Source organism: Streptomyces niveiscabiei (genome assembly GCF_001419795.1).
GTDB lineage: Bacteria > Actinomycetota > Actinomycetes > Streptomycetales > Streptomycetaceae > Streptomyces > Streptomyces niveiscabiei.
This window is the reverse complement of record NZ_LIRL01000510.1, coordinates 1-10,112: the sequence shown is the minus strand read 5'-3', so window position 1 is coordinate 10,112 and position 10,112 is coordinate 1. Positions and strand designations below refer to the sequence as shown.

Annotated in this window: 11 protein-coding genes; all 11 read left to right on the top strand. The window is 70.4% G+C overall.

Annotated features, from left to right (window positions below; genetic code table 11):
* The first annotated feature begins 26 nt into the window (after positions 1-26).
* A complete protein-coding gene (locus AOK24_RS24185) occupies positions 27-572 on the top strand; it encodes a LemA family protein (protein WP_079056966.1) in 546 nt (181 codons plus the stop codon).
* Positions 573-715: 143 nt separating this feature from the next.
* Complete coding sequence (gene pdxS / locus AOK24_RS24180) at positions 716-1,621, top strand: pyridoxal 5'-phosphate synthase lyase subunit PdxS (protein ID WP_055722176.1); 906 nt, start codon at positions 716-718, stop codon at positions 1,619-1,621.
* A gap of 6 nt (positions 1,622-1,627) precedes the next feature.
* Complete coding sequence (gene pdxT, locus AOK24_RS24175; RefSeq protein WP_055722175.1) at positions 1,628-2,233, top strand: pyridoxal 5'-phosphate synthase glutaminase subunit PdxT; 606 nt, start codon at positions 1,628-1,630, stop codon at positions 2,231-2,233.
* A 47-nt stretch (positions 2,234-2,280) separates the two neighbouring features.
* Positions 2,281-3,033 carry a YebC/PmpR family DNA-binding transcriptional regulator gene (locus AOK24_RS24170; RefSeq protein WP_055722174.1) on the top strand — a complete coding sequence of 251 codons (753 nt, stop codon included), beginning with the start codon at positions 2,281-2,283 and terminating at the stop codon, positions 3,031-3,033.
* A gap of 119 nt (positions 3,034-3,152) precedes the next feature.
* Positions 3,153-3,683: a crossover junction endodeoxyribonuclease RuvC gene (ruvC, locus tag AOK24_RS24165; RefSeq protein WP_055722173.1), complete on the top strand. Its 531-nt coding sequence runs from the start codon at positions 3,153-3,155 to the stop codon at positions 3,681-3,683.
* Positions 3,680-4,285, top strand: a complete 606-nt coding sequence (gene ruvA / locus AOK24_RS24160; protein ID WP_055722172.1) for a Holliday junction branch migration protein RuvA — start codon at positions 3,680-3,682, stop codon at positions 4,283-4,285. The genes ruvC and ruvA overlap by 4 nt, the downstream gene beginning before the upstream one ends.
* A gap of 92 nt (positions 4,286-4,377) precedes the next feature.
* Positions 4,378-5,436, top strand: coding sequence for a Holliday junction branch migration DNA helicase RuvB (ruvB, locus tag AOK24_RS24155; RefSeq protein ID WP_055722171.1), 1,059 nt, complete (start codon positions 4,378-4,380; stop codon positions 5,434-5,436).
* 212 nt (positions 5,437-5,648) lie between these two features.
* Positions 5,649-6,140: a preprotein translocase subunit YajC gene (yajC, locus tag AOK24_RS24150; RefSeq protein ID WP_055722170.1), complete on the top strand. Its 492-nt coding sequence runs from the start codon at positions 5,649-5,651 to the stop codon at positions 6,138-6,140.
* A gap of 137 nt (positions 6,141-6,277) precedes the next feature.
* Positions 6,278-8,053, top strand: a complete 1,776-nt coding sequence (gene secD, locus AOK24_RS24145) for a protein translocase subunit SecD (protein WP_206191259.1) — start codon at positions 6,278-6,280, stop codon at positions 8,051-8,053.
* Between the two features lies 1 nt (position 8,054).
* Positions 8,055-9,167 (top strand): protein translocase subunit SecF, encoded by a 1,113-nt coding sequence (gene secF / locus AOK24_RS24140; RefSeq protein ID WP_055722168.1) that lies wholly within the window; start codon positions 8,055-8,057, stop codon positions 9,165-9,167.
* A complete protein-coding gene (locus AOK24_RS24135; protein ID WP_055722167.1) occupies positions 9,164-9,703 on the top strand; it encodes an adenine phosphoribosyltransferase in 540 nt (179 codons plus the stop codon). Before secF ends, AOK24_RS24135 begins: the two co-directional genes overlap by 4 nt.
* Positions 9,704-10,112: the final 409 nt, after the last annotated feature.

The following is a 10,112-nucleotide window of genomic DNA, read 5'->3' as shown; positions in this document are numbered from 1 at the left end:
CCCCCCACCCCCGCACCCCGCTACCCTTGCCGCCCGTGACCGCAACCCTGATCTGGACCCTCGTCGTTCTCGTCGCGATCGGCCTCTACCTGAGCTGGACGGCGGGGAGGCTCGACCGGCTGCACGCGCGTATCGACGCGGCGCGGGCCGCGTTGGACGCGCAGTTGCTGCGGCGGGCCTCGGTCGCGCAGGAACTGGCGACGTCCGGGGTGCTGGACCCGGCCGCCTCGATCGTCCTGTACGAGGCCGCGCACGCGGCGAGGCAGGCGGAGGAGGAGCAGCGGGAGGTCGCGGAGAGCGAGCTCAGCCAGGCGCTGAGGGCGGTCTTCGCGGACCACCAGCAGGTCGACGAGGTCAAGGAGGCCCCCGGCGGCGAGGCGGCGGCCCACGAACTCACCGAAGCCGTACGCCGCGTCCCCATGGCCCGCCGCTTCCACAACGACGCCGTAGGCGCGGCCCGCCGCCTCCGCGAACACCGCAAGGTCCGCTGGTTCCACCTCGCGGGCCACGCCGCGTTCCCGATGGCCTTCGAAATGGACGACGAGCCCCCGGCGGCGCTGGCGGAGAGGTGAGCGGCGTCGTCCGGGAGAACTCCGACTGACCCCGAAAAGATCCACCGCCTGGTCATTGGCCCTTGATGTGGACTGGTCGGCGGGAGTTTCCTCGGGAGTACCCCCCCTCCAGGAAACCCCCTTTCACTTCAGTGAGGTCGTACGTGTCCAGCAGTGAGAACCAGGCCCCCGAGACCGGCACCGCGCGGGTGAAGCGCGGGATGGCTGAGCAGCTCAAGGGTGGCGTGATCATGGACGTCGTGACGCCGGAGCAGGCGAAGATCGCGGAGGACGCGGGAGCCGTGGCGGTCATGGCGCTGGAGCGGGTGCCGGCGGACATCCGCAAGGACGGCGGCGTGGCCCGGATGTCGGACCCGGACATGATCGAGGGCATCATCGAGGCCGTGTCCATCCCGGTCATGGCGAAGTCGCGGATCGGGCACTTCGTCGAGGCCCAGGTGCTCCAGTCCCTCGGTGTGGACTACATCGACGAGTCCGAGGTGCTCACCCCGGCCGACGAGGTCAACCACTCCGACAAGTGGGCGTTCACGACCCCCTTCGTCTGCGGCGCCACCAACCTCGGCGAGGCCCTGCGCCGCATCGCCGAGGGCGCCGCGATGATCCGCTCGAAGGGCGAGGCCGGCACCGGCAACGTCGTCGAGGCCGTCCGCCACCTGCGCCAGATCAAGAACGAGATCGCCCGCCTGCGCGGCTACGACAACAACGAGCTGTACGCCGCCGCGAAGGACCTGCGCGCCCCGTACGAGCTGGTCAAGGAGGTCGCCGAACTCGGCAAGCTCCCCGTCGTCCTGTTCTCCGCGGGCGGCGTCGCCACCCCCGCCGACGCCGCGCTGATGCGCCAGCTCGGCGCCGAGGGCGTCTTCGTCGGCTCCGGCATCTTCAAGTCCGGCGACCCCGCCAAGCGCGCCGCCGCGATCGTGAAGGCGACCACCTTCTACGACGACCCGAAGATCGTCGCGGACGCGTCCCGCAACCTCGGCGAGGCCATGGTCGGCATCAACTGCGACACCCTCCCCGAGACCGAGCGCTACGCCAACCGCGGCTGGTAAGCACCGATGCCCACTCCCGTGATCGGAGTGCTCGCGCTCCAGGGCGACGTACGCGAACACCTCGTCGCCCTGGCCGCGGCCGACGCCGTGGCCCGCCCGGTCCGCCGCCCCGAGGAGCTCGCCGAGGTCGACGGCCTCGTCCTGCCCGGCGGCGAGTCCACCACCATCTCGAAACTGGCCGTCCTGTTCGGCCTGCTGGAGCCCCTCCGCGCGCGCGTACGCGCGGGGATGCCGGTCTACGGCACCTGCGCGGGCCTCATCCTCCTCGCCGACAAGATCCTCGACCCCCGCTCGGGCCAGGAGACGATCGGCGGCATCGACATGATCGTCCGCCGCAACGCCTTCGGCCGCCAGAACGAGTCCTTCGAGGCCGGGGTCGCCGTCCAGGGCGTCGACGGCGCCCCCGTGGACGGCGTCTTCATCCGCGCCCCGTGGGTCGAGTCGGTCGGCGCGCGCGTGGAGGTGCTCGCCGAGTACGACGGTCATATCGTCGCCGTACGCCAGGGCAACGCTCTCGCCACGTCGTTCCACCCGGAGCTGACCGGCGACCACCGCGTGCACGCGCTCTTTGTCGACATGGTGCGCGCGAACCGGGCTGCGGAGTCCTTGTAGGATCTCTGCGTTGGTAGGTAGATGGGTTACGCGAAGGAGACAGGCAGATGTCCGGCCACTCTAAATGGGCTACGACGAAGCACAAGAAGGCCGTGATCGACGCCAAGCGCGGCAAGCTCTTCGCGAAGATGATCAAGAACATCGAGGTCGCGGCGCGTACCGGCGGTGCCGACCCGGCCGGTAACCCGACCCTGTTCGACGCCATCCAGAAGGCCAAGAAGAGCTCGGTCCCCAACAAGAACATCGACTCCGCGGTCAAGCGCGGCGCCGGTCTCGAAGCCGGCGGCGCCGACTACGAGACGATCATGTACGAGGGTTACGGGCCGAACGGCGTCGCGGTGCTCATCGAGTGCCTCACCGACAACCGCAACCGCGCCGCCTCCGACGTCCGCGTCGCGATGACCCGCAACGGCGGCTCCATGGCCGACCCCGGCTCCGTGTCGTACCTCTTCAACCGCAAGGGCGTCATCGTCGTCCCCAAGGGCGAGCTGACCGAGGACGACGTCCTGGGCGCCGTCCTGGACGCGGGCGCGGAAGAGGTCAACGACCTCGGCGAGTCCTTCGAGGTCCTCAGCGAGGCCACCGACCTGGTCGCCGTCCGCACGGCCCTCCAGGACTCCGGCATCGACTACGACTCCGCCGAGGCGAACTTCGTCCCGACCATGCAGGTCGAACTGGACGAGGAGGGCGCCCGCAAGATCTTCAAGCTGATCGACGCCCTCGAGGACAGCGACGACGTGCAGAACGTGTTCGCGAACTTCGACGTCTCGGACGACGTCATGGCCGCGGTCGACGCCTGAGCCGGCACCCCGGTACACGAACGGGCCGACGGGACACACCCCGTCGGCCCGTCGTCATGTCGGCCGTTGTCAGTGGCAGCGGATAGCCTGCACAAACAGGTGAGCGAAGGGAGGGTGCGGTGCGGGTACTTGGGGTCGACCCCGGACTGACCCGGTGTGGTGTGGGAGTTGTTGAAGGCGTTGCCGGGCGGCCGTTGACCATGGTCGGCGTCGGGGTCGTACGCACCCCCGCCGACGCCGAGTTGAGCCACCGCCTCCTCGCCGTCGAGCAGGGCATCGAGCAGTGGCTCGACGAACACCGGCCCCAATTCGTCGCCGTGGAGCGCGTGTTCAGCCAGCACAACGTCCGCACCGTGATGGGTACCGCACAGGCCAGCGCCGTCGCCATGCTGTGCGCCGCCCGCCGCGGCATCCCCGTCGCGCTGCACACGCCCAGCGAGGTCAAGGCCGCCGTCACCGGCAGCGGGCGCGCGGACAAAGCACAGGTCGGGGCGATGGTGACGCGTCTGCTGCGGCTCGACGCGCCCCCGAAACCCGCCGACGCGGCCGACGCCCTCGCCCTCGCCATCTGCCACATCTGGCGCGCCCCCGCCCAGAACCGACTCCAGCAGGCCGTCGCCCTGCACACCTCGAAAGGCCGTACGACATGATCGCCTTCGTCAGCGGCACGGTCGCCGCACTCGCTCCCGACGCGGCCGTGGTCGAGGTCGGCGGCGTCGGGATGGCCGTCCAGTGCGCGCCGAACACGCTCGCGGGCCTGCGCATCGGGCAGCCCGCCAAGCTCTCGACGTCCCTCGTCGTGCGCGAGGACTCCCTCACGCTGTACGGGTTCGCGGACGACGACGAACGCCAGGTGTTCGAACTGCTCCAGACGGCGAGCGGGGTCGGTCCGAGGCTCGCGCAGGCGATGCTCGCGGTCCACACGCCCGACGCGTTGCGCAGAGCGGTGGCGACGGGGGACGAGAAGGCCCTGATCGCCGTACCCGGCATCGGCAAGAAGGGCGCGCAGAAACTGCTGATCGAACTGAAGGACAGGCTGGGCGAGCCGGTCGGTTCACCGGCGATCGGGGCGCCGGTGTCCCTGGGCTGGCGGGATCAACTCCACGCGGCACTGCTGGGGTTGGGGTACGCGACCCGCGAGGCCGACGAAGCGGTGGCGGCGGTGACACCGCAGGCGGAGGCGGCGGAGGGCACGCCGCAGGTAGGACAGCTACTGAAGGCGGCGCTGCAATCTCTGAACAAGGCCAGGTAGAGGTTTTTAGGGGCGCGGGGAACTGCGCGACCAGCCACGAACGACCCGCACTCGCCGACACATATCAACCCACCAATTCCTGAGGCGCACCAATGAACTGGGACGACACGACCGACGAAGACCGCCTCGTCGGCGCGTCAGCGGACCGCGAGGACCAAGCCGTAGAAGCCGCCCTCCGGCCCAAGGACCTGGGCGAGTTCATCGGCCAGGAGAAGGTCAGGGAACAGCTGGACCTCGTCCTCAGGGCAGCCCGCGCGCGCGGCGCGACCGCCGACCACGTCCTCCTCTCCGGCGCCCCCGGCCTCGGCAAGACCACACTGTCGATGATCATCGCGGCGGAGATGGGCGCGCCCATCCGCATCACCAGCGGCCCGGCGATCCAGCACGCGGGCGACCTCGCCGCGATCCTCTCCTCGCTCCAGGAGGGCGAGGTGCTGTTCCTCGACGAGATCCACCGGATGTCGAGGCCGGCGGAGGAGATGCTGTACATGGCGATGGAGGACTTCCGGGTCGACGTGATCGTCGGCAAGGGCCCGGGCGCGACGGCGATCCCCCTGGAACTCCCCCCGTTCACGCTGGTCGGCGCGACCACCCGGGCCGGCCTCCTCCCGCCGCCCCTGCGGGACCGCTTCGGCTTCACCGCGCACATGGAGTTCTACGAACCGGCCGAACTCCAGCGCGTCGTCCACCGCTCGGCCGACCTCCTGGACGTGGAGATCGACCCGGCGGGCGCTGCGGAGATCGCCGGCCGCTCCCGGGGCACCCCGCGTATCGCCAACCGCCTCCTGCGCCGGGTCCGCGACTACGCCCAGGTCAAGGCGGACGGCCTGATCACGAGGGACATCGCGGGCGCGGCCCTGAAGGTGTACGAGGTGGACGGCCGGGGCCTGGACCGCCTGGACCGCGCGGTCCTGGAGGCCCTCCTGAAACTCTTCGGCGGCGGCCCGGTGGGCCTGTCGACCCTGGCCGTCGCGGTGGGCGAGGAACGCGAGACGGTGGAGGAGGTGGCCGAACCCTTCCTGGTCCGCGAGGGCCTGCTGGCCCGCACCCCCCGGGGCCGTGTGGCGACCCCCGCCGCCTGGTCCCACCTCGGCCTGACCCCGCCCAGCCAGTCCCGGCCCGGTGGCCAGCAGGACCTGTTCGGCACCTGACCCCCCGCCCCCGCGCCACATCACGGCGAAGACACGGCTCGGTCACCGGTGGAGGTATTGGCCGGGTAAGGAACCCAGGTGCCATGCTGAACGTTGTTCCCTGTACGCGGACTCGCTTAGACTCCGCCGATGCCGCCCTTGTCGGCGGCATTCACAGATCCCATCCATCAGGCCGCTCAGCAGACGCGGTCGTGTGAAGGAAGTTCCGACCCGTGAGTCTCGTGACCCTCCTCCCGTTCATCGTGCTCATCGGGGCCATGTTCCTGATGACCCGGTCGGCCAAGAAGAAGCAGCAGCAAGCGGCCGACATGCGGAACCAGATGCAGCCCGGCAGTGGCGTCCGCACGATCGGGGGGATGTACGCGACGGTCAAGGAAGTCAACGACGAGACGATCCTGCTGGACGCCGGCCCGGGTGTGGAACTGCTCTTCGCGAAGAACGCCGTCGGCGCGGTGCTGTCGGACGAGGAGTACAACCGCATCGTCCACGGCATCGAGGCCGACCTGAAGTCCGACTCCGACATCGTTCCGGACGACGCCTCCTCCCTCACCGAGACCGAGACCGCCGAGACCGCCGACGCCGACGGGCCTTCCGACGCTGCCGCCGCCTCCGACGACAAGCCCGTCGACCTCGGCAAGAAGGACGAGTCCGAGAACGACGAGGAGCCGAAGAAGACCGACGGCGAGTCCGACGCGAAGAAGTAGTCACGCCCCCGGGGCGCGCGGGCCGCTCCCGCGCCTCCCGGGGTGTGCGCTTCTCGCGGGGGATTCCCGACACCAGTCATGGCAGCCGCGCCACGCCGACCAGGGCGTGCGGGCGGCCCGAGAGGGAGTACGAGAAGGTGGCAGCACCTAAAAAGGGCAGGAGCGCGAGCGCCCAGAGCAAGCCGGGGCGCTCACTGGCCCTGATCCTGATCGCCATCGTGGGCCTCACGGGCGGCATGTTCGCCACCGGGGACACCACGCCGCGCCTGGGCATCGACCTGGCCGGCGGCACGAGCATCACGCTGGAGGCCAAGGCCGACCAGGGCTCGGCGATCAACAAGGCGAACATGGACACCGCGGTCGACATCATGAACCGCCGTGTCAATGGTCTGGGCGTGTCCGAGGCGGAGGTGCAGACCCAGGGCAACTCCAACATCATCGTGAACATCCCCAAGGGCACCAACTCCGAGGAAGCCCGAGCCCAGGTCGGTACGACCGCCAAGCTGTACTTCCGCCCGGTCCTGGCCCAGGAGGCCACCGGCGCCGCGGCGGCCCCGTCCCCGAGCCCCTCGGCGTCGCCCAGCGGCAGCCCGAGCCCCTCGGCGTCCCCCTCGTCCAGCGCCTCCACCGGCGAGAAGGCGAGCTCCTCGCCGTCCCCGTCGACGTCCTCGACGACGCAGGGCCGCGCGGTCACCGACTCCCTGCGCGCCGACGGCACCCCGTCGCCGTCCGCGTCCGCGAAGGAGTCCCCGGCCCCGGCGGCCAGCCCCTCCCCGGGCGCGGCCAGCGGCGACACCGCCAAGCTCCAGGCCGCGTACGCCGCCCTGGACTGCTCGAAGCCCGAGCAGCGCGCCAAGGCCGGCGAGGGCGCCAAGCCCACCGACACGATCGTGGCCTGCGGTGAGATCAGCAAGGTCTGGTACAAGTACCTGCTCGGCCCGGCGGCCGTCGACGGCACCGACGTGAAGAAGGCCGACGCGGTCATCGACACCCAGGGTGCCGGCGGCTGGCAGGTCACGATGAACTTCACCGGCGGGGGCGCCAAGAAGTTCGCCGACATCACCGGCAAGCTCGCGCAGAACCAGCAGCCGCAGAACGAGTTCGGCATCGTCCTCGACGGCCAGGTCGTCTCCAGCCCCTACGTCCAGTCCGCGATCACCGGCGGCCAGGCGCAGATCTCCGGCTCCTTCACGTCGGACGAGGCGCAGAGCCTCGCGAACATGCTGTCGTACGGCGCGCTCCCGCTCTCCTTCAAGGAGCAGAGCGTGACGACCGTGACGGCCGCGCTCGGCGGTGAGCAGCTGCACGCCGGTCTGCTGGCCGGCGCCATCGGCCTCATCCTCGTCGTGATCTACCTGGTCGCCTTCTACCGCGGCCTGTCGCTCATCGCGATCGCCTCGCTGCTGGTCTCCGCCGCGCTCACCTACCTGCTGATGTCGCTCCTCGGCCCGGCCATCGGCTTCGCGCTGAACCTGCCGGCCGTCTGCGGCGCGATCGTCGCCATCGGTATCACGGCGGACTCGTTCATCGTGTACTTCGAACGCATCCGCGACGAGGTCCGCGAGGGCCGCTCGCTGCGCCCCGCCGTCGAGCGGGCCTGGCCGCGCGCCCGGCGCACCATCCTGGTCTCCGACTTCGTGTCGTTCCTGGCCGCCGCGGTCCTGTTCGTCGTCACCGTCGGCAAGGTCCAGGGCTTCGCGTTCACCCTCGGTCTGACCACCGTCCTCGACGTCGTGGTGGTGTTCTTCTTCACCAAGCCGCTGATGACGCTCGTCGCGCGCACCAAGTTCTACGGCGGCGGCCACAAGTGGTCCGGCCTCGACCCGAAGGGCCTGGGCGCCCACCCGCCGCTGCGCCGCACCCGCCGTCCCTCCGGCCCGCTCGCCGGCCCCGTAGACCCGAAGGAGGCGTGAGATGTCGAAACTCGGGAACATCGGCGCCCGGCTGCACCGCGGTGAGATCTCCTACGACTTCATCGGCCACCGCAAGATCTGGTACGGCGTCTCGATCCTGATCACCATCCTGGCGATCGTCGGCCTCGCGGTGCGCGGCCTGAACATGGGCATCGACTTCCAGGGCGGCGCGGTCTTCACCACCCCGAAGACCAGCGTCTCCGTCTCGCAGGCGGAGGACTACGCCAAGGAGGCGTCCGGCCACGACGCGGTCGTGCAGAAGCTCGGCAACGGCTCGCTGCGCATCCAGATCGCCGGCATGGACACCCAGCAGTCCGACCAGATCAAGAACAAGCTGGCCGCCGACTTCAAGGTCGACACCGAGAAGATCGCCGCCGACCTGGTCGGCCCGAGCTGGGGCGACCAGATCGCCAACAAGGCCTGGCAGGGCCTCGCGATCTTCATGGTCCTCGTCGTGATCTACCTGGCGATCGCCTTCGAGTGGCGGATGGCCATCGCGGCGCTCGTCGCCCTGATCCACGACATCACGATCACCGTCGGCATCTACGCCCTCGTCGGCTTCGAGGTCACGCCCGGTACGGTCATCGGTCTGCTGACGATCCTCGGGTACTCGCTGTACGACACGGTCGTCGTCTTCGACTCGCTCAAGGAGCAGACGAAGGACATCACCAAGCAGACGAAGTCGACGTACAGCGACATCGCGAACCACTCGATCAACGGCACGCTGGTCCGCTCGGTCAACACGACCGTCGTGGCCCTGCTCCCGGTCGCCGGGCTGCTGTTCATCGGCGGTGGCTTCCTCGGCGCGGGCACGCTCAACGACATCTCCCTGTCGCTGTTCGTCGGCCTCGCGGCCGGCGCGTACTCGTCGATCTTCATCGCCACCCCGCTGGTCGCCGACCTCAAGGAGCGCGAGCCGCAGATCAAGGCCCTGCGCAAGCGGGTCCTCGCCAAGCGCTCGCAGGCCGCCACCGAGGTGGAGCAGCCCCAGGACGCGAGCAGCGAGGGGGCCGAGGAGTACGACGACGACGCCGCCGCGGCTGTCGTCGGCCCCCGCAACCAGCCCGCGTCCCGTGGCCGGGGCCGTGGCCGTCCCTCGGGGAAGCGCCGGTGACCGACATCAAGGAGCTGTTGCTCAGCCGTATCCGTGACGTCGCGGACTACCCCGAGCCGGGCGTGATGTTCAAGGACATCACCCCGCTGCTCGCGGACCCGGCCGCGTTCACGGCGCTCACCGACGCGTTCGCCGAGATCGCGGTGCGCACCGGGGCCACGAAGATCGTCGGCCTCGAAGCGCGCGGCTTCATCCTCGGCGCCCCCGTCTCCGTCCGCGCGGGCCTCGGCTTCGTCCCGGTCCGCAAGGCCGGCAAGCTCCCCGGCGCCACCCTCTCCCAGTCGTACGACCTGGAGTACGGCTCGGCGGAGATCGAGATCCACGCCGAGGACCTCACGCCCGAGGACCGCATCCTCGTCGTGGACGACGTCCTCGCGACCGGCGGCACGGCGGAGGCGGCGATCCAGCTGATCCACCGCGCCGGCGCCCAGGTCTCCGGGGTGGCGATCCTGATGGAACTGACGTTCCTGAACGGCCGCCCGCGCCTGGAGTCCGCGCTGGACGGCGCTCCCGTGGAGTCGCTGCTCACCGTCTGAGCACCGCGCGAGGCGGGCCCGGGGTCTCCCGGGCCCGCCTTACGCATGCGTATGGCCGAAACGCGCCCCTGCCCTCGTTCCCCCGCGTACGCCTGCGGGGAAGCCCCTGTCCACCCCTCGTGTTCCTCCCGTGTACGGCTCTCACAGGCGGCTGGAGGCGATGCCCGGGCGCGGGATCGCTACGATGGGGGCTCCGGAGCCTGACCGGGGACCCGGATCGCGCACGAGGAGTCCTCTTGCCAGACGAGGCCCAACACCTGACCGCCGCCAAGCCCGAGAGTGGTTCGGGGCCCGCGTCGCGTGGCCAGAACGGCACCGCGGCGCCGGTGGAGCACGACCGTACGGCGCCCGCCGACCGCCAGCCCGAGCAGCCGCGCCCCAAGCCGGCCCCGCCCGAGCGCCCGGCGTC

Coding starts and splice junctions, on each gene's coding strand:
- pdxT (WP_055722175.1), top strand. CDS start 1,628: ATGCCCACTCCCGTGATCGGAGTGCTCGCGCTCCAGGGCGACGTACGC.
- AOK24_RS24170 (WP_055722174.1), top strand. CDS start 2,281: ATGTCCGGCCACTCTAAATGGGCTACGACGAAGCACAAGAAGGCCGTG.
- ruvA (WP_055722172.1), top strand. CDS start 3,680: ATGATCGCCTTCGTCAGCGGCACGGTCGCCGCACTCGCTCCCGACGCG.
- ruvB (WP_055722171.1), top strand. CDS start 4,378: ATGAACTGGGACGACACGACCGACGAAGACCGCCTCGTCGGCGCGTCA.
- secF (WP_055722168.1), top strand. CDS start 8,055: ATGTCGAAACTCGGGAACATCGGCGCCCGGCTGCACCGCGGTGAGATC.